Below are 19,416 nucleotides of genomic sequence, written 5' to 3' on the forward strand. Positions count from 1 at the left end.
TTAACTGGTTTAACAAGCATCGAATTCACGGAACGCTGGGATACCTGACACCTGTTCAATATCGCCTTACAGCCCTTAAAAAAGCTGTCTAATTTTCTGTTGACAATCCACTTTGCCTTATTAAACACAGCCGAACATAACATATTTCCTGTTCATTCCGATTCTGTCAGATCCGCTTCCGTAAAATTACAGGTCTTCAGATTCGAATTTATAAATTTGCTGTTTTTTAAACTTGCATTTGAAAAATCAAGGGCAAATATGCACTCTATAAATGAGCATCCACTCAGATTATAGTTTTGAAGGCTCCCTTCTTCTACCTCTATCCCTGAAAAAGTCTTTTGACCAGCTTCAAGTAATTCTTTAAATTGATCGATAGTCAGTTCCATTTAAACAATCAACGCCTTTTGGGGTATATTTCTTGATACTTTTTAATCAGTGTCAGCCCTTTTTCACCAAACGTACTAGTTTAAACCCTGGTTGATTCAACTTCCATGCCAAAAGACGCTACCAGACCAAGAGCGAATGTCCACAGCGTGAATACTTTGTTAGCTTATGCTGTTAACCTCTTCATAAGCTAGCACTGATTAAATCCCTATTAAAGTAATAAATTCATTGATTTCAAGCTGAGATTCGATCCAATCAAGAAAATCTTTAAGCAATGAAATTATCTCATGCCTAATCATTTGAAACTCTTCTATTTTGCATGCTCTTAGAGTTCTTTCTTTATAGAATATTGAAATGTACTCTTCTAACTTTTCATCTTGATATTTGATTAAGAATTCATTTTGCTTCTTAACTTCATTCATAATTAATTTCCATTGACTTCTTTCTAAAACAAAACAGTTGAACGGTTCATATCCTTCGAAGCCCCTCTTTACTGCTGCGACTATAAAACTGAAAGCATCATCGGTTAAGTATACTGACTCCGGCTTCAGATAACCACCACCAGTGTATCGTCTAGGAAATAGTTCAATGTAATTTAAATTTTCTAATTCATGTAATCTAAATAGCTTCATTGTAGTTACCCTCATGAGTAAATTATTTATTTGATAGTTTCTGATAGCGTTCGTGTAGTTACGACTCCAATAGATTTAAGGAACTAAATAGCATTCAAAATCATAACCTTTCTATATAATATCCATCACTTTCTACATGCTCATCAAATTCTTTATATATGGATTCAATGCTTGGAGCATCTTTTCCAAGACGAGATTCAAGTGACTCTAAAATATTGTTTAAATCCATATCACTAAATACATAATCCAGACCGAAATGATCTGGCAAATACACAATTTTTTCTTCTCTAAAATATTTTGCAAACTCGATACATATCTTTCTCAAAGTATCTCTCGTCTCTAAATGGGTTAAAAAATGATCCCAGTATCGATTTGCCCTAACACAACAAACCATATCTTTATTAAATGTAAGATCTATTAATCCATAGTCTATTTCAATATATTTCTCCATGAACACATTAATTTCTCCACTAGTTTCTCTTTCCTTTGTTTCAAAGTCATTTAAAAGATTTAAGTAAACAAAGCTATCTTTATTTTTAATATCTTGGTAAAGGGTCTTACAATCTATATTTTGAGGAAATTGAATTAAAGCAGTAAAAATTACCCCATGAAATTACCTCCTAAATTGTTCACCACGATTGCATATAATTTTCTGAGATTCGCCACATCGAAAAACTTAGGGGATTGTTCGAATCTACATAGCTATCCAGCATACCGATTTCAGAAGCGAGATTAGTCTTGCAGATTATCAGGTTGAACCCGCTTCCTTGAAAATCTATTATAACTCTCCTGTTTTCAACCTTGTCTGATAACTTTATTAAATAATTTAGGTTTAATTCTTTCTACGGCCTTTAAAAATTCATTGCCAAAGATACAAATGGAATTCTCCCATGGGTGGCCTAAATACCCCCATGTCATAGTCTTGTTTAGGAAAAAATAATAGTCACCATTTGGATAAAGTGGTATAGGCCATTCACCCCATTCATTTTTTGTACTCTCTAAATGAGGGTTAAATAGATAAGAATCATGTTGCCAATCAAGTACATATATATATTCATACTCATCCGTGCATTCTAACATGGCATTGACAATACACTTTTCTAAATCCTTATAGCGAAATTCAAAACCATTACCATAAAGATGCGAAATATCATAAATAACAAACGGGCGTGGTGTAATAAATGTTGGTGAATTTTCTTTAAGGCCACCAGGCTTAAAATTGAAATCCTTAGAGAACTTATCCCAAACAACTCGATAAAGTTCCGAATCGAGTTCTATCCAATTTCCCAATGAAATCACCCACTTTGATAAACTTTCGACCTCTTGCATTTAACATGATTATTTTTATGAACCTAATAGTCTATGGTTTTAGAAAATGTCGCCATCTTCTTCAAGTAACTTACAACATTAAGGTTTGTTTGCTTTCCATATGTATTTATAATCTCGCAATCCAAGTTTTCCGTTAATTATATTCTGTTGAATCTTCAATTCTAGTTCCTTCTGTAATTCAGGCTTTGTATAATCTGGATTGCCGGGTATTCCTGAAATAAACTTAGCAAATTCAATCTCATTAGGGAAAAAGATAATCGCGCTATTAAACTCTTCGATTTCAATGTTTATGAATCCATTACTGTTTAATCTGTTTTTAACTGTGTCTAATGCTCCCGAGTGAATTCCGAATATCGCACCTCCAGAAAGAAGGATTCTACTATGATTTAATATAGAAGTTGGCCCTCTTCTGTCATAAATTAAATCAAATTGTTCATCCTTAAAAGGTAAGTCAGTTTTGGTCGTAGCATATACAAACCTTACATTATTCACTTTACTTTCTTCTGAAATTGTCTCAGCAATCTTTACCATTTCAACAGAGTTGTCAAATCCAATGATTGATTTAGCATGTCTCGACATCTTTAGTGTGAAATCCCCATGTCCGCACCCAGCATCTAAAACTGAATTAAAATTTGGCAACATGCCCCTCAGTCTCTCTTCAAAGATCTGTTCCGCTGAAATTCCTTCAATGGTAAATATCGCATTGTTTTTATAACCGCCATTTCTTCTAGCGATCATGTCGTACCACTCGGTGCCCATCGCTCAACCTCCCTGCGTTACTTCAATGAAATTCCAATCCCTATTTTATAAATATAATAACTATAAGAAGCTTCATGCTTCGTTCTTCCTATTACATAATCATTACTCATGATCAATTTCTTTAAAAGTTCAGGTACTTCAATATCCCATTCGATTTCTAATAGTTGTACTGGAAACTTACTATACGGATTTTTTGTATGCATAAATACTGCATCACTCGAACCAAATTCAGGATCAATATATATCCAAGCTTGAAAGTCGATTTCATTCCCGTCTGATTGTTCTTCAATTTGGTCTAACATATTTAAGTAATATTTAAAATGTCTCCTTCTATGCCTGATACTTTCATCCGTTATTCCTTTCCAGTCAAGGTGCATATGCCAGTGGTTATACCACGTTTCATCATCAAAATGAAATTGATGGGTAAAAATCAGTTTTTCTATCTTTCGATAATGCCGACGTAAACCACGGAATTTTTTCATATAATACCCCTCTATAATAACTGAACATTATGGTGTGCATTGGTTACATATGCTGCTGATTCCCAACTTCAGTAAATCATCATTACTCTCTTTTATTTTACTTTTTATCTCTGCCCTTGAGTACATGTTATATAATATATTCCTTATTTTCTTTTCATGTTTAATTTCACAACGGACTCCTAGTTTCACCATGTTATGCTGATCAGTGAAGTCATAATAAATATTGGTTATATAATTCCGTTATATCGAAACTTATATTTAGCTGTCTCATTAATTCTTCTAAAATAAACACCTCATATGTATCATCATTCAAATCAAAAAACGGTAGATATAAAGATTCTTAATTCCTTTCATTTTTTCATATAGTCAATTAATGGTTTTCTTAATTCCATATATGTTCGCACTTCCCCCCTCCTTCACCAATATTATTTACATGCTGAAGCTTGCTACTCAGTCCATCCATAAATCACCCTATTCAACATTATGAACTCCACTATTCATGTTGATTCGTAAGCCTAACTAAACACCCAATTTTATCCAATTTGTCAAATAGCCCAATCGAATCCATTAATCCATGTATATAATAGATTACTAGCTGGAAAGGAGATGATTTGAATGGGATACGGATATGACAAAAAGAAAAAGGTTAAAGTAATTTTTGTTAAACCTGGTCAAAAAGTTCTTATTATCGGTAAGAAGCATTGGACAAAGAAAAATCATTGCTAAGCTTGTGGAGTGCTTGTTCATACAAGCGCTCTTACATACTCTTATATATAAACATCCCCATCCACTGTTCAACTCATCCTATAAATAATAAAACCCAAAATGATTAAAATTCATTGCTATCATTAACTTATGCAATTGTTAGCGGCCGCCCCATTATATTAACCTGAATACAGGCAATGACTATTTCGTATTTGGGAGGTACATATGAGTCAGACGATCATTTATCCAGCACCGGAAGGTGCCATTGGTTCAGATAACTATCGCGTTCGCGTACGGGAAATTGGAGGCGACTGGCAAGAGCTGTTCGTGTACGAAGTCAAGGTGGATATGCATAACGTTCGCAAAGCTTCCATGGCTTATTTTGATATGGAGGGCACGGTTGAGGTAGAAATCGACTGCTGCTTCACGCCTATAAGCAGCGTCATCGTACGCCCCCTATCGACAGGCATTCAGACTGAATATAGCAGCCATTCCATTCGCTTCACATTGGATCGACCTGAAAAGTTATCAATTGAGGTTAATGACGAGCGCTTCCGCAATTTGCATCTATTTGCCGGTAAGCCTGAGCTGGAGGCACCTAGGCCCGGAGATCCAGGCGTGCTCGTGCTGGAGAGAGCCGGGAAGCCCGCCATTCACCGAACAGAGGATATTTTAAAATTAGCCGAGACCCCGACAGCTGAGACGGGGCACGCGCCCGATGTCATTTATTTCGCTCCCGGTATGCATTATTTAGAAGAAACAATACTCCGCATTCCTTCAGGCAAAACAGTTTATATTGCCGGGGGTGCCATCGTTGTCGGCTCGCTCGTCTGCGAGCATGTTGAGGATGTAACCATTAGAGGAAGAGGCATCTTGTACCTGTCCGATTTCCATCGCTATTCGGCTTTCCGTGGCGTACGTATTGTATTCTCGCAAAAGATTCAGGTTGAGGGGCTTATTTTGCTCGATCCGCCCCATTACAGCATTTATATTGGAAAGTCCTCTCATATAAGCATTAGCAACTTCAAATCGTTCAGCACAAGAGGCTGGTCAGATGGCATCGATATGATGGCTAGCTCCGATATTGACATTGATGATGTTTTTCTGCGGACATCCGATGATTGCATCGCTATTTATGGCACTCGCTGGGATTATAAAGGAAATACGCGCCGCGTGCGTGTCCGCAATTCAGTGCTGTGGGCGGACGTCGCTCACCCGCTAATGATTGGGACCCATGGCGATCACCATCATGACGGAGATACGATTGAGGATATTACCTTTATGAATTTGGACATCCTTGAGCATCACGAGCCTCAAGAAAATTATTGGGGAGCGCTGGCCATTAATGCAGGAGATAAAAATATTGTTCGCCAAGTGCTGTACGATAATATCCGCGTCGAGCCATTCGAGCAAGGACAGCTGATTGACATTCGGGTCGTGCACAATGCTGATTATAATCCTGTACCTGGCAACCGTATCGAAAATATTACGTTCCGCAATGTCGCCTATAGTGGAGAGAATAGCAATCCCAATCGGATTTACGGTTTTGATGAACAAAGACCTGTCGAAAATATTACTTTTGTTAACCTCCGCATCAATAACCAATGGATTAGTGATGCTTCTAAGGGCCATTTTCGCATCAATGCATTTGCCAAGAACATTACGTTTTTGTCCGATTAATAGGAAACAGCCCCTTCGTCACCAAATGACGGAAGGGGCTGTTATTTGTGCTGCATTTCCCGTTACATCGAACATGTTGCCGCTATACGCAACATTGTTCCCTTTACTTATTTACCGCCTGCATCCAAATAAGCCTGCACTTGCTTGAGCACTTCCGCACGTACCGTTTCTAGTCCGGAATCGCGCATTTGTTTGTTTAAGCTTTGCGCCATTTCCAGCCAGTTTTTCTCGTATCCTACCTTGAGAATTTGCTCGACCTCATCAAATTTCGGCTTGATTTTGGCAAGCTCTGTCGCCACCGGCTTGGAATCGAAGATAAAGCCCGAAAGCGCAATTTGGAAGTAGTTTTTGTTATCAAGCGCATACTGCAAATAGTTCATCGTAGCCGGGTCCTGATCTGAATTCAGCCTCGATAAGCTCGGATTCCAGGTTAGCTCATACGGCTGGAATTGATATTTCGTCGTATTTGCCGTTGTTTTGTAGCCATTGTCGCCATCGGCTACCCAATGCTCGCCCTCAATGCCAAGCTCGAATAAATCATGATTGGCCTTGCTGCTGAACAGCCAATCAAAAAACTTCATTGTGCGATCAATATTTTTGGAGCTTGCCGGAATAACGACGCTGTTGTTCGCGCGGAAATCCGTACGAATAGCGCCTGGCTTCATATTGCGGACATCGTCGCTCTCATACACGAATGGCTCGATATCCAGCCCTGTACCGTATGCTTCTTGCAGCTTTTGACGATCTCTTGAAATGCCGCCAATCGTGCCTTCTCCAGCGCCGCCCTTATCTGAGACAACACCCGTTGCTGGAGCTAGAGCATCCTTGTTAATGTACTTGCTCCAGTCCACCCGCTTCTGGAAGTGGCCGTAAATCGAAGCATGCGTATTGAACGGTGCAGGGAAGCTCGCAAATTCCGAATCCGGATCACCCAATGTTGCGGCGCCGATAACCTTCTTGCCATCCTCCGACAGCGCGACACTGAATGGAATGCCTCCGGTAAAGGAATCGCTTCCAATCGCGGCTAGGCGAATATCGGTCCGCCCATTTTCGGATGGCGTGAACAGCTTATGAAAGCCTCGGCCTCCTAAGGCGAGTGGCGTATAGTCCGGCTTCTTTTCTTGAACCTGCTGAAGATAAACTTCTAATTCCTCCAACGTTGTAATCGGGCCGAGTCCCAATTCCTCGCGAATATCTTTGCGGATACTGATGACGTTAAGATCTGTATAGTAGTAAGTAAGCGGAATCGTATAAAGATGGCCATTAATTTTGTTCGCTTCAACGAACTCCGCAGGGAATGCCGCTTTCAGCCCTGGATATTCATCATTGTTAAAATATTTATCAAGCTCTGCATAATAGCCGAGGCTGACATGATTGTACAAATTCATCCACCCCGCATCAAACATGACGTCAACGGCTTCGCCTGTCGACATCTTCAATTGCATTTTTTGCCGATGATCCTGAGGCGTGTTGTATTCAAATTCAAGCTTCGTATTAAGCGAATCCTTGCTCACTTCTTCAAACTTAGCGAGAACCTTATCCAAATCCGCAGGCTTATCGCCGAATAGCATGAACTTCAAGGTCACCGGATCCGGTGCTGCCGCATCTGGGTTACTCGTACCTGCCGTCTCGCTGCTGCTTGGGGAAGGCTTCCCGCTCGCATTGCCGTTAGTTCCGGTGCTGCCGTTGTTTCCACTGCATGCCGCCATTAAAAATAGCACCATAACCAGCGTTGCCGCCATAAACATTTTTGCTTTCATTGTTTTTCCTCCCTTTTTTGTGCTGCTGAATCTATCTGCATCTATCTAAAATCATCCTGCGATGAGATTAGCCTTTGACTGAGCCAACGAGCAGCCCTTTTACAAAATATTTTTGCAAGAACGGATAGAGGAATATGATCGGGCCGATCGTCACGACTGTCGTTGCGAGCCTTGAGGTCAAAGTAGGGACAATATAGCCCGGAGCCGTTACGCCTGATGCAAGATTGTTGGCAAATGCCGCATTATCCAAAATTCGTTTAATCAAATATTGCAGCGGAAACAAATCTTCATTCGAAATGTAAAGCATCGCCTCAAACCATTTGTTCCAAAAGGCGAGCGCGTAGAACAGGCTGATCGTCGCAATAGCGGGCAAGGAGATCGGAATCATAATGCGGAACATAATATAAACATCATTGGCCCCGTCAATTTTGGCCGATTCGCCAATCGATTCATCAATGGAATTGAAGAAATTACGCATGAGGAACATATTCCATGGATTAATAAGGGCGGGAATAATCAGCACCCAGATCGTATCCTTAAGCCCTAAATATTTGGAAATGAGCAGGTATGTAGCTACCAAACCACCATGAAACAGCATCGTAAAAAAGACATAAAAGTTAATCGAATTGCGATATCTGAGCGATTTGACAGACAGCGGGTAAGCAAGGGCACAGGTCACAATCATCGCCAATACGGTTCCGACGACCGTCACAAAAATCGTGACGCCATAGGATTTATAAATTGTGCTGTCCTTCAGCAATAGCTTGTAGGCTTCAAGGGAAAATTCCTTCGGAAGCAGCGTAAATCCGTTTCTAATGATGGAGCCCTCCGTGGATAATGAACCGCTAATGACGGTCATAAACGGAATCAGGCATACGAGAGCAAATACCGTTATTCCGACATACATGAGCGATAGGAGCAGCCGGTCTCCAGCGCTTTCTTTTATCATGCTACGCCACACCTTTACTGATAGTTTTATTAGAAGAGCGCCGAATCAGGCGAAAATTTCCGTGCCAATTGGTTTACCGTTACGACCAGCACGAAGCCGACGATGGATTGAATGAGGCCGACGGAGGCAGCCATGCTCACATTGCCCAAATCCACCAGCGCCCGATATACATAGGTGTCGATGACGTCGGTTGTCGGATAGAGCAGCGCATTTTTTCCTACAATCGCATAAATCATGCCGAAATCCCCGTAGAAAATGTTCCCCATGGCAAGCAGCAGCAGCAGCATGACCGTTGGCTTCACCATCGGCAGCGTAATATGGCGGATTTTGCCCCAGCGCGTGGCGCCGTCCATGGAAGCCGCTTCATAAATTTCCGGATTAATGCCCGATATCGTAGCCAAATACACGATTGAGCCAAATCCTGCGGCATGCCACAGCTTGATGATGACGAGAATAAGCGGCCAATACGCAGCCGTGTTATAGAAGGCGAAACCTTCTAAACCAAAATCCCTTAGAATTTGATTGATCAGCCCCTCTTTGTACAAGAGGAACGAGGTAGCAAAGGTCGCGACCACCGTCCAGGACAAAAAGTTCGGCAGGGTTACAATCGTTTGTGCGATCCGTTTAAAATATTTTCCTTTCAGCTCCGAGAAGATGATGGCGATGATTAATGAAGCAAGGGTGCCGAAGCCGATAAATAGGAAATTTAGAAACAGCGTATTAAAGACAACACGATACACATCGCTGGATTCCAGAAAAAACTGAAAGTTTTTAAAGCCAACGAATTCGCTTTTCAAAATCCCCTTTACCGGATTGTAATTTTGAAAGGCAATGACAATCCCGAACATCGGCAAATAGGAAAAGACAAACAGCAGCAGAATGCCGGGCAGTGTTAACAAATACAGCAAATGATTTTTTCGAATCTCCTTAAAAAAAGAGGGCTTCTTGTTCAGTGTGATCCGCTTTAATGCTTGGTCTTGATGCGCTATGGAATTTTCCATGCTGAACCTCCTTTATCTGATTGTTGACTATATAAGCTCCAACTGGCTCCTTTATTATTTCGTTTCGGGCTGTTCGAGGCTAGAATTCAATCTAGGGAAAACCATGTTTATTACCATTTATGAACTATCTAATCTCACTTTTTCTACCTAAAACGCACAAAAAAGGGCCGCCCCCGCCGTCATGAAATGACTTTGTGGGCTAGCCCTTATCTAGTGGCCACCGCTATCGATATATGCCTGTACCTGTTTTATAAACTCTGCCCGGATCTTCTCCAGTCCCAGCCTGCGAAGCTCGGCATTCAGCTTGCTTGCCTCTTCTCGCCAGTTCGGCTCAAGCCCGGCCTGCGTAATGAGATTAAAAGCATCGTAGCGCGGCTGCACTTTCGCGATTTCAATTTTCACCGGCTCGGGATTAAAGGTAAAGCCGCTTAAGGCTACCCGATAATAAGAATCCTCGCTCGCCTGATATTGCAAATATTGCAGCGTCTGCTCGTCATGATCAGCATTCAGCCGGGATAATAACGGGTTAAGCGTCAATTCGTAGGCGGGAAACAAATAATCCTTCGCATACGGCGTCATCTCATACATATGGTCGCCCTTCTGGTTCCAGTGCAGCCCTTCAATACCTAGCTCGAATAGATCATGATTGGCCTCACTCTCGTACAGCCAATTTATAAATTTCATCGACTCCTCCTTATGCCTGGAAAAGATCGGGATGACGATATTATTCCACGCTTTATAGGAGGTTCCTATCGCCTTCGGCTGCATCGTGCGAGCCGCATCATTATAAACAAAAACCTCTAGATCCGCTTCCGGCACGGCTGCATTCAGCCGCTGCTTGATTTTTGAAATGCCGCTTATGGCCCCTTCTCCCGCAGCCGCTTTCCCCGTAACGACCAGATCCTCTACATTGCTCAGCACATCCCTCGGAATGAAACGGCTGAATTCTACTCTCTTATCATTGTGGCTGTAGAAATAATCGGATTGATTAAACGGCGCAGGCAGCTTGGCGTAGTCCGCGTCTGGATCCCCTATTGTTGTTGCGCCTAAAACATGCTTGCCGTCGTCAGACAAAACTAAATTAAATTCAACGCCCGTCCCATAAATCACATGAGGCACTGCTCGAAACCGGGTTTGCTTATCGTTAAAATTATAAAACATATCAAAAAATCCGCGATTGCCAACTCCGAACGGAATGATTTCCGGATTGTTTTGCTCAACCTTTTCCAAAAACACTTTGAACTGTTCCATGTTTTCAATCTGGGGCAGCCCGTATTTCTCCCTCAAATCCTTCCGAATGAAAATCGTGCCAAAATCCGCATAATTGCTCGTCAAAGGAATCGTATACAGGCGGCCATTGATCCGATTAGCATCCAAAACCGCTTGCGGGAACGCCTGCTTCAAGCCCGGGTACTTCTCATTCTGAAAGTAATCATCCAAGGGCTGGTAGTAGCCTTGTCCAATGTTTTGCTCCAAATTCATCCACGAAGCATCGAACAGCATATCAATCTGCTCGCCTGCCGCCATTTTCAATTTCATTTTCTGATTATAGGTATCGGCCATATCCCATGAAATGTCCAGCTTGATGTGAAGGGTATCTTTCGTTAAACGCTCGAATTCCGCCAAAATTTTGTCCATATCGGCTGGCTCGCTCCCAAAGAACATCACCTTTAAGGTGACGGGATCACCCGCTTTCTCTCCTTGCTTTGCTGTTGCATTCTTTAGGCTTTTGGCAGAGCCTCCTTGGCAGCCCGCTGCAAGAAGAAGACAGGCCAACACGAGTATAAGAGCTAATCTATAATTTGATAAGTGACTTGCCTTCACGACTAATCCCCCCATTCCATGCGAAATCAATGGCTGAATCAGCCTTCTTGCGTTTGGATATCCTTCAATTTATCGATTAATTGGTATTCCTTGCGAAAATGAATCGGCGACTTTCCGGTATACTTTTTAAACGCGGCATAAAAATGATTTTTACTGGTCAAGCCGATCATTTCACATATCGTTCCTGCCAAATGATCCGTTTCCAGCAATAGCTGCTTCGCCTTCTCAAAACGATAATCCGTCAAATATTGGGTAATGGATTTGCCTGTCTGATCTTTAAATATTTTGCGGGCATAATTGGTAGATAAGCCCACTTGCTCCGCCAATCCTTCCACCGATAAATTCGGATTAGCGTATTCCTGCTGAATGAGATCCGTAATGATCAAAACGACCTTCACGTTTTTCTGCGATGAATTTTGATCTCTCCGCTCCATGATTTGCCCACATACCGCCTGAAATTCGACTTCCATTTGTTCAATCGTTTCCTGCTTTCTTATTTTCTCCGGCAGGGCAGAGATGCCATTGTACATTAAATCCTCTTCGTTCAGCATGCCTTTGAAAATTCGGATCATGCTTCCGCAAAGCTGGGACAGGAAAAACATAATTTCATCGTACGGATAACCCTTTAATTCATGAAAAAAATCGCCAATCGCCTGCTGGAGCTTCTCCCGCTCCCCCATCTTCAGACTGTCCGTTATCGCTTTCTCGAAAGCGAGCGGGTATTCATGCTCCTGCTGCTCATTAGCGCGAATAGCCTCAGACGTGATGAAAGCATGATGGCCGTAAATCAAACGATAACGGGACGCATGATAGGTCAAATTCCAGGAATGCGGAATTTCTTCTATCGTATGAACGACGCTGCCTACCGCAGCCGTCACACTGATTTTCAAATAAGAGGAAATGCTAGCCTGTACATCCTGAATCATTTTCAAAATAGCATGCTGCGTAATCTCGCTCTCGGATGACCAATGCAGCAGCATAACGATACCATCATCCTGATCGTCAAACACAGCTGCTTGAAGCTGGCCTGCAATAATTTCCTCGGCAATATTCGCCGCAGCATACTTAATTAAGGACACATCCATTAAATCCATCCGTCCAAAATGCTGCTCGAAACCATCCAAGCGCAGCATGCACACCTGAAACCGGTCACCTTTAAAACGAATGCCCAGCTCTGAAAGCTGCTTGTCATGCACATGCGGAACGTACCCGCCTTTCACGACAAAGGTCAGCAGCTCCTTCCTTCTCGCAGGCTTATAACCCGAAATATTATGCTGCAAATCGCTCACTTTGCTTTCCAAATGCTGAAAGGATTTTGTTAAAAACTCATATTCATTAAGCTGTGCGCCATCACGCAGCTCTCCGAGAGAGGAGCCCACTCGTTTAATCAGCCGATGTATCGGGGTGTAGATTAAGCGAATAGAGAACAGCACCGTCAGCGCCGCAATCGCGATAAAAATAAAGGTCAGCCATACAATAAATTGCTTTAATTTATCTACCTTTGTGAGCAGGCTGTTTATTTCCGCCATGCCAATGAAGCTCCAGCCCAAAGAATCCGCTTTCATATATGAAATCAGATAGCTTTTGCCATCAATCTCTTCCCTCAATTCGCCTTTGTCGAATTTCGATTGAATCACTTTCTTAATATGCGCCTCGCTCCCCCAATTTTGGTTGATCATGCTGGAATCAGAATGAGAGATAACGGTTCCTTCCTCGTTAATGATCATCGATTGAAGGGATTCATTGCCGATGCCCTTGGTGACTAGATTTTGCAGCGTCTGCTGGTCCAGATTTACAACAAACGTACTGTCCACGATTTCTTTGGTCGCATATTTGGAATAAACGAGCGAGATCAGGTTTTTATCTATTTTCAGATCCGATTTTAAGGCGACCAAATGGCGCGGTATAAAAATGCCCAGCTTGGACGTATTCGTATTTTTAATAATTTGGGTCATATCTTGATCATAAAAATCGTCTACGGTTTGCAGCATCGTCTCCGATGAGAAAACGGCATCATTTTCAAAATTATAAATATATATCGATTCAATTAAGGGGTTGGCTGCCTTTAAATCAATTAAATATTGATTAATTCGGTACGTATCCAGAACGGAAAACTGTTCCCCGTACAACCCATTAATGATATGCTCGTTGCCAATATAGACGGATGAAAAATAATGATAGGTCGATGAAAGCAGCACATTCGCCGTATTAAAGGATTGATTGTTCATCGTCTCCACCGAGTCGAAAATATCATCGGTCAAATTCCCGGTCACTTTATCGACGACAAGAAATGAAAAAATACCGATTAATATAAAACTGACGATTAAATAAGAGAAGATCATTTTTAACAACAACTTGCGCTGCTGCACGAATTGCTTTATACCCCACATTGATTCCTTGCCCCCCTGCTTGCTCGATTCCAAAACTACGAATAATAATGATGATATCATGCGCAGATAAGAGAAGGAACAAGCAGAGGGATGAACTTGAGGCCAGATCAGCCATGAATTTTAAAGAAAACTATGTAGGATGATGATATTTGCTGAATTAGTACTGCGTTATACAAGCTTATGCTTGTGAACTCTATTAACCATTTCTGAAGATGCAAACATAATACTAAACAGGATCAGCAAAATAATGGGTACCATGAACATACCGAATTGGCTTGCAATAATCCCCATTAATAATGGAATCAGAGTTGAACCCGTATAAGCGCTTGCCATTTCAAGTCCAATTACACTCGGAGAAGCTTTTTCCCCAAATCGTTCCGGTGTTGCATGAACAATACTAGGATAGATGGGTGCGCCACCTAGCCCTACTACAAACAAGGCTCCTGCAGCAACCCCGTATGGAACCGGTAAAATAAGAACCAGCAGTCCCACACAGCCAACTAATCCACCATATCTTATAAGGCTTTTACTTGATACATAAGTCGAGAGAAATCCTGAAAAGATACGTCCTATTATGATGCCAATATAAAATAAGGAGGACAGGGCCGCTGCTTTCCCAGGAGAAATCCCTTTACTAGCTATAAAAAAGGACGCCATCCATAGACCTGCCGCTGTTTCCGAACCATTGTAACAAAGCATCGAAACCATGGACATTTTAACACCACGGATTCGCAAAGCCTCTCTGTTACTGACTGCTTTCTTTTCGTCGTCATTTCCTAGCTTTTTATTATCCAATATTCTCCACAAAGACAGCGATGCCAATAATATTACCACTATAACAGTAAGTAATATCGCTATCGTAACGTATCCTGCACGCCAGTCACCTCCATTATCAAGCGAAAATGACATAACAATAGGTCCCGACATGGCTCCAACTCCCCAGAAACAATGCAGCCAGCTCATATGCTTGGCTTTGAAATGCAGCGCTACATAGTTACTTAATGCTGCATCTACAGAACCGGCGCCTAAGCCCAAAGGAATTGCAAGGAATATAAAGAATAAAAACTCGTTTGATAAAGAAAATCCAAATAAGGCGATCGTTGTTGATAGGATGCTGAATAAAGTTACCTTACCTGTGCCAAATCTATGCAACAATCTGCTTGCAAATAAACTGGATATAACCGTACAAAATGAGATCACTAACGATATATAACCTGCCATTTCTGTTCTGGCGCCAATATCGAGTTTCATAACTGACCAAGCACTGCCTAGCAAGGCGTCTGGCAATCCAAGACCTATAAATGCGAGATAAATAATAATTAGCAGTAACGTAACCATCGTTGCTTTCCCCCTTTCTAATATGCTACAATCAAAAATTATAAACTTTAAAGCAACTTTAAAGTCAATAACTTAAGTAAAGGAAATAAGATATGAAACCATTTATAAAGATCAGCGATGTTTCGGAAGCTCTCGGTGTGCCTACATCAACTTTGAGGTTTTGGGATAAAGAGGGCCTGATTCGCTTTGAACGCAATGACGATAACAACTACCGGAATTTTTCATACCAAACGATGCTCGATATTTGTGATATTATTTTTTTTAGAAGTCTTGAGCTCCCCTTATCAACAATCAAAATCATCAACACCAAGAGTGCCGATGATTTAAACTTATTATTGAGAGAAACAAAGACTGAATTGGAACAGAAAATCGCCTATTTGCAGCAAGTGACCGAACGAATCGAAGCAAGAGAAAAAAAGCTCGAAAAATACCAGCATATGCAAGATCAACCACTACGCGTAATAAAAGCCAAGCTATCACCAGTCCGCTCTTTTAATTTTCAGGATAAAGAAATGGTGCAGTTGTATTTGGATGACCCTGGTCTATCGGCAGATATACTTGCTGGCCCTTTTAATGATTCGATGGTCTGCGGCATGTTTGTAGATTCGGAGGTAAAAAATATTATACGCGAAGGTGACGATGAAGAAAGAAATTATTTGCATGGATTGCTCTGGATGAACCGCGACAAACAAATGAATGCAGAGGAATTTTGGAGCACTTCACAACGTTTGGGGTACAAGCCAGGTCAGATTATTTGCAAATATCTTGTTTCAACCAAGGAAGAAGGACAAGAACTGCGTAATTTTTTCGAAGCATGGCTAGAGATTGATTAATTCGTTTCCCTCTTGCCCGCATTACAGTCGTGCTGCTCATGAGACGTGTATAGGAAGCAGAAAGCCGCTCCATTAGAGAGCGGCTTTCTGCATTTGATAACCTTTGACAACCTTGCGGATTCATTAATTAATATTCTATGTTTATAAATCGGCAATCGTCATGATCGTCGTGTCATATGGAGCTAATTCAAGCGTCTGTTGTCCATATTCCGTATCAATTGTCGTGCTTTGAAGCTGATCGCTGTTGTTAATTACAACGAGTATTTTACTTTCCGGATAATATGCACACTCCGTATATAAGTTATCCGTCATGTATTTCGTTTCATTCAGCTCATTGCCGGCATAGCGGATCAGGTTCAGCAGCAATCGGGTATTTTCCAAGCTGAATTCGAACGAAGGAAGGTAGATTCCCTTGCCTTTGCCAAAAGCATGCGTAGACAGCGTGATTTGTCCGTCCGTTTCATGCGCAACCGCAGCTGACCCGTCGGTAAGATAGATGCCCTTCTTAGCTGCAATGCTAGCCCCAACAGGCACCAGTCCATGCTCGTCACGAGCCTCGTAAGTCCATTTGCCATGAACGACTCTGGCGCCGGTATCCTCATCCAGACCGAGAATATGGGCCATTCTGAAAAAGCTGTCATACCCTTCTACCGCCGAAGGCTGGTTAACCCCGATAAACGTACCACCCTCATATACCCATTTGGTCAGCATGTCCACGCATTTGCTGTCGTTCCAGTGCTTTCCGCCGCTCCATGCTGAACCGGCCGAGCCGGCATTAATCACCACATCATAATCCTGTAGTTTTCCCTGGCGGATATCCTCAAAATCGATGAACCCGACCTCAACCGGCAAGCCAGATAACGCCTCATTGATATGAATCAGATCATGCATGTAGGTCTCATGGAAATGGCCGGACAAGGTCCACGATCGGAGCTTGCCCCAGCTGTGCAAAATCGCAACCTTCGTCTTGATCTGATAAGGCTTGCCTTGCTGATGCAGCTCTTTGATCTCCCTGAATTCATTGGCAATCTTCTCGATATAATCGCAGAAGTCCGGGTAAGGCTCCACCAAATGCAAGTATCCGCCCAATCCGATCCGATCAATTGGCTCTCTTAGCAGGGCACGACGGATATTAATCCAGTACTTCTTGGCATCCAGCGTAGGATCGCCGCCCTCCATAAAGGTAGGCAGTCCGCCTAATCCGACCGGGAACAAATATGGATGCAGCCGGATTTCATGCGTGTCCACCTTTACCCCTGAACACATCCGTGCTTCATAACCCGAGAATACGCATTTGATCATGCCGTCGAAGCCAAACTCCGGAAAACGATCATTATATGGCTCCATGCCCACCCAGCTGTCATCATAGAAGACGTAAGCCAGCTTGCCATGCTTATGCACAATATCAATCAGCTGTTTGCTGAAGCCAATGACAAAATCATTAATAAATGCCATCCAGTCGAGCTTGCGCTGCTCCGCCGGAATATGACTGACGCGGTATTTGCCGCCATTTACAAAATCCTCGGCCGTCAGCGAATAACCATACTTTTTGGCGAACAGATCAAGCGCTTTGGCACTCACCGTGAAATCATAGGAGCCCCAATCCGAGAGCAGATGGCGATTGCGCTCGCTGCTGCCCCAGATCCAGGCAAAATTATAAAATAAGGAGGTGAACCGGACTACCGTTGTTTCCTTATGCTGGGCGCACCAGTTTTCCATCCAGTCGAGCATATACTGCTGCGTTTCCAGATACATCGGATCAATCTGCATTAGATGCTCTTTGTCCCAGTTATTCGTGGTGTGATTGTACATGGAGATCTCTTCCCAGATCCGGTAGGCCATGAAGCTGACCGTGTATTTATGCCAAGGCACAATTCCGGTAAGCACCACATTCCCCGATTCGCGGTCATAATTCCACTGCTCTCTCGGAACCTCTTCCCCAGTCGTCCGGTCAACAATTTGCCAATATTTAAACGCCTCTTTGGAATCATTTACTCTGAACTGCTCAGCGAAAAAGTCCTCCATCAAATAAACGGATAAATAATCCTGCACCGCTACCTTCGGATTCGTTATTAAAAAACACTGCTGCAGCTTATCTAAATTCTGCGATGCCCACTCATTATGGTCTCTAACGATACAGATTGTAGAATAGATACCGTAGCCTGCGTTAATAATCTCATCTGACAACTTCGTGCCGTCACTGTCACGGATGACATCGGCGCCCCAGCGCTCCGCTAATTCCAGCGTCAGTGCCTCATAACCAGCTTCACCCGGCAGGGTAAAGGCTCCCGTCGTTTGTTTAGACAAATGGATTCCCTCCTATTTAAGCATATCGGATAGAAAAGCGAGTGCTAAGCCTTGTCCCCAGCCCTGAATCCAGTCTTTTGGAATATTGCGGTACCCTTCCCGGTCCTTCATGACTGCCGTTCCACCAGATACGCCCAGCACTCGTCCATCTTCGCTTATATTTTCCATGATGCCTTTGAGGGTTTTATGCACATATTTGGTGTGCAGCGGATTGCCGTTATTGATCATCGCCGCCGCAATTCCGCAGGACGCAGATACTTCCTCATAGGATTCCACGTCATCGAGCAAGGTCCGCCACAAGCCGTTCTCCGTCTGCACAAGCTTCAGTGCGGCCAACTGGTCCCGGAGCGAACATTCCACGTCCATGCACTGCGGATACAAATACCATTCCTTCAACAGCGGCTTAACCTGCGACATCGTATAAGCACCCCAGGCATTCGCTCTCGCCCAGTAGAACCCAGACATATGATCCTGCTTCACATTATTGTAGCCATGGTACCAGAGGCCGGTGCTAGGGTTTTGTAGGTATTTAATATGCCAGTAATATTGATTCAGGGCATCCTGAATCATCGCCTGATCTTGCAGCTTGCTGCCTACCCGCAGCAGGAAAAATGCCGCCATAAACAGCGTGTCCGCCCAAGCCTGCTCCGGAAAATCGTTGGACACGGACACCGTATGCTGCAGCACATGATCTCCGAACCGCAGCGCACTATTTTGGAGATAATCCACCTTGCTCATCACAATATCCCAATATTTCTGGTTGCCGGTTTCTTCATACAACGTAATCAGCACATGGCCCATCGCACAGGTGTTGACCGTCCAGCTCGGCAAGCCCAGCTCAATATATTCATCCGCCCAACTGATAAGCGCATCCAAATACTCTTTATTTCCTGTTGCCTGGTAAGCTCTGGATACACCATAATAAGCTACTCCGCAAGGCCAGTCCCATGTTAAATCCATAGCTAGTGTTTTTCTCGTAACTTTGTCTATAACGCTTAAAATCTCTTCCCTGTCATAAGTAATTTGAAGCATATTAAATACCC

The 19,416-nt window shown here is 42.7% G+C and carries 17 protein-coding genes; 3 read left to right on the top strand and 14 right to left on the bottom strand.

Annotated elements, in window-relative coordinates:
* Window positions 1-92 (top strand): IS3 family transposase (locus AC6B99_RS30055; protein ID WP_496664932.1); only part of this gene is annotated, 92 nt, incomplete at its 5' end.
* A 60-nt stretch (window positions 93-152) separates the two neighbouring features.
* On the opposite strand, the gene AC6B99_RS30060 is transcribed toward AC6B99_RS30055, so the two are convergent.
* The 6 genes from AC6B99_RS30060 to AC6B99_RS30085 all read right to left on the bottom strand — a co-directional run bounded on the left by AC6B99_RS30060 (window position 153) and on the right by AC6B99_RS30085 (window position 3,586).
* Window positions 153-386 (bottom strand): pentapeptide repeat-containing protein, encoded by a 234-nt coding sequence (locus AC6B99_RS30060; RefSeq protein ID WP_056041105.1) that lies wholly within the window; start codon window positions 384-386, stop codon window positions 153-155.
* A gap of 198 nt (window positions 387-584) precedes the next feature.
* A complete protein-coding gene (locus AC6B99_RS30065; protein WP_056041103.1) occupies window positions 585-1,016 on the bottom strand; it encodes a hypothetical protein in 432 nt (143 codons plus the stop codon).
* 100 nt (window positions 1,017-1,116) lie between these two features.
* Entirely contained in the window at window positions 1,117-1,473 is a 357-nt protein-coding gene (locus AC6B99_RS30070; protein WP_056041102.1) for a hypothetical protein, read from the bottom strand.
* A 338-nt stretch (window positions 1,474-1,811) separates the two neighbouring features.
* Window positions 1,812-2,306, bottom strand: coding sequence for a DUF2716 domain-containing protein (locus AC6B99_RS30075; RefSeq protein WP_056041100.1), 495 nt, complete (start codon window positions 2,304-2,306; stop codon window positions 1,812-1,814).
* Window positions 2,307-2,423: 117 nt separating this feature from the next.
* On the bottom strand, window positions 2,424-3,104 hold the full coding sequence (locus AC6B99_RS30080) for a class I SAM-dependent methyltransferase (RefSeq protein WP_056041098.1): 681 nt from the start codon (window positions 3,102-3,104) through the stop codon (window positions 2,424-2,426).
* Window positions 3,105-3,121: 17 nt separating this feature from the next.
* Window positions 3,122-3,586, bottom strand: coding sequence for a hypothetical protein (locus tag AC6B99_RS30085; RefSeq protein WP_056041097.1), 465 nt, complete (start codon window positions 3,584-3,586; stop codon window positions 3,122-3,124).
* A gap of 930 nt (window positions 3,587-4,516) precedes the next feature.
* Between AC6B99_RS30085 and AC6B99_RS30090 the strand changes: the two genes are divergently transcribed.
* Window positions 4,517-5,971, top strand: a complete 1,455-nt coding sequence (locus AC6B99_RS30090) for a glycosyl hydrolase family 28 protein (protein WP_496664909.1) — start codon at window positions 4,517-4,519, stop codon at window positions 5,969-5,971.
* Window positions 5,972-6,078: 107 nt separating this feature from the next.
* Here the strand turns inward: AC6B99_RS30090 and AC6B99_RS30095 are convergent, their stop codons facing one another.
* The 6 genes from AC6B99_RS30095 to AC6B99_RS30120 form a co-directional block, all read right to left on the bottom strand.
* On the bottom strand, window positions 6,079-7,731 hold the full coding sequence (locus AC6B99_RS30095; RefSeq protein WP_056041090.1) for an extracellular solute-binding protein: 1,653 nt from the start codon (window positions 7,729-7,731) through the stop codon (window positions 6,079-6,081).
* A 67-nt stretch (window positions 7,732-7,798) separates the two neighbouring features.
* A complete protein-coding gene (locus tag AC6B99_RS30100) occupies window positions 7,799-8,680 on the bottom strand; it encodes a carbohydrate ABC transporter permease (protein WP_430153717.1) in 882 nt (293 codons plus the stop codon).
* A 29-nt stretch (window positions 8,681-8,709) separates the two neighbouring features.
* Window positions 8,710-9,681, bottom strand: a complete 972-nt coding sequence (locus AC6B99_RS30105) for an ABC transporter permease (protein ID WP_496664910.1) — start codon at window positions 9,679-9,681, stop codon at window positions 8,710-8,712.
* A gap of 210 nt (window positions 9,682-9,891) precedes the next feature.
* Window positions 9,892-11,505, bottom strand: a complete 1,614-nt coding sequence (locus AC6B99_RS30110; RefSeq protein ID WP_496664911.1) for an extracellular solute-binding protein — start codon at window positions 11,503-11,505, stop codon at window positions 9,892-9,894.
* Window positions 11,506-11,543: 38 nt separating this feature from the next.
* Window positions 11,544-13,895: an AraC family transcriptional regulator gene (locus AC6B99_RS30115; protein WP_496664912.1), complete on the bottom strand. Its 2,352-nt coding sequence runs from the start codon at window positions 13,893-13,895 to the stop codon at window positions 11,544-11,546.
* A 168-nt stretch (window positions 13,896-14,063) separates the two neighbouring features.
* The gene (locus tag AC6B99_RS30120) at window positions 14,064-15,233 is read right to left on the bottom strand and encodes an MFS transporter (protein WP_056041083.1); all 1,170 of its coding nucleotides are present in this window, start codon (window positions 15,231-15,233) and stop codon (window positions 14,064-14,066) included.
* Window positions 15,234-15,325: 92 nt separating this feature from the next.
* Here AC6B99_RS30120 and AC6B99_RS30125 point away from each other — a divergent pair, with 92 nt between their 5' ends.
* A complete protein-coding gene (locus tag AC6B99_RS30125) occupies window positions 15,326-16,066 on the top strand; it encodes a MerR family transcriptional regulator (RefSeq protein ID WP_056041082.1) in 741 nt (246 codons plus the stop codon).
* 141 nt (window positions 16,067-16,207) lie between these two features.
* Here the strand turns inward: AC6B99_RS30125 and gnpA are convergent, their stop codons facing one another.
* On the bottom strand, window positions 16,208-18,373 hold the full coding sequence (gnpA, locus tag AC6B99_RS30130; protein ID WP_496664913.1) for a 1,3-beta-galactosyl-N-acetylhexosamine phosphorylase: 2,166 nt from the start codon (window positions 18,371-18,373) through the stop codon (window positions 16,208-16,210).
* 12 nt (window positions 18,374-18,385) lie between these two features.
* Window positions 18,386-19,405 (bottom strand): glycoside hydrolase family 88/105 protein, encoded by a 1,020-nt coding sequence (locus tag AC6B99_RS30135; RefSeq protein ID WP_496664914.1) that lies wholly within the window; start codon window positions 19,403-19,405, stop codon window positions 18,386-18,388.
* Between the last annotated feature and the right edge of the window lie 11 nt (window positions 19,406-19,416).

The organism is Paenibacillus liaoningensis (genome assembly GCF_059609455.1).

Excerpts from the sequence above, each read along its gene's own strand:
- AC6B99_RS30135 (WP_496664914.1), bottom strand. The coding sequence starts at position 19,405 with ATGCTTCAAATTACTTATGACAGGGAAGAGATTTTAAGCGTTATAGAC.
- AC6B99_RS30060 (WP_056041105.1), bottom strand. The coding sequence starts at position 386 with ATGGAACTGACTATCGATCAATTTAAAGAATTACTTGAAGCTGGTCAA.
- AC6B99_RS30125 (WP_056041082.1), top strand. The coding sequence starts at position 15,326 with ATGAAACCATTTATAAAGATCAGCGATGTTTCGGAAGCTCTCGGTGTG.
- AC6B99_RS30095 (WP_056041090.1), bottom strand. The coding sequence starts at position 7,731 with ATGAAAGCAAAAATGTTTATGGCGGCAACGCTGGTTATGGTGCTATTT.
- AC6B99_RS30065 (WP_056041103.1), bottom strand. The coding sequence starts at position 1,016 with ATGAAGCTATTTAGATTACATGAATTAGAAAATTTAAATTACATTGAA.
- AC6B99_RS30085 (WP_056041097.1), bottom strand. The coding sequence starts at position 3,586 with ATGAAAAAATTCCGTGGTTTACGTCGGCATTATCGAAAGATAGAAAAA.
- AC6B99_RS30100 (WP_430153717.1), bottom strand. The coding sequence starts at position 8,680 with ATGATAAAAGAAAGCGCTGGAGACCGGCTGCTCCTATCGCTCATGTAT.
- AC6B99_RS30115 (WP_496664912.1), bottom strand. The coding sequence starts at position 13,895 with ATGTGGGGTATAAAGCAATTCGTGCAGCAGCGCAAGTTGTTGTTAAAA.
- AC6B99_RS30080 (WP_056041098.1), bottom strand. The coding sequence starts at position 3,104 with ATGGGCACCGAGTGGTACGACATGATCGCTAGAAGAAATGGCGGTTAT.
- AC6B99_RS30120 (WP_056041083.1), bottom strand. The coding sequence starts at position 15,233 with ATGGTTACGTTACTGCTAATTATTATTTATCTCGCATTTATAGGTCTT.
- AC6B99_RS30105 (WP_496664910.1), bottom strand. The coding sequence starts at position 9,681 with ATGGAAAATTCCATAGCGCATCAAGACCAAGCATTAAAGCGGATCACA.
- AC6B99_RS30090 (WP_496664909.1), top strand. The coding sequence starts at position 4,517 with ATGAGTCAGACGATCATTTATCCAGCACCGGAAGGTGCCATTGGTTCA.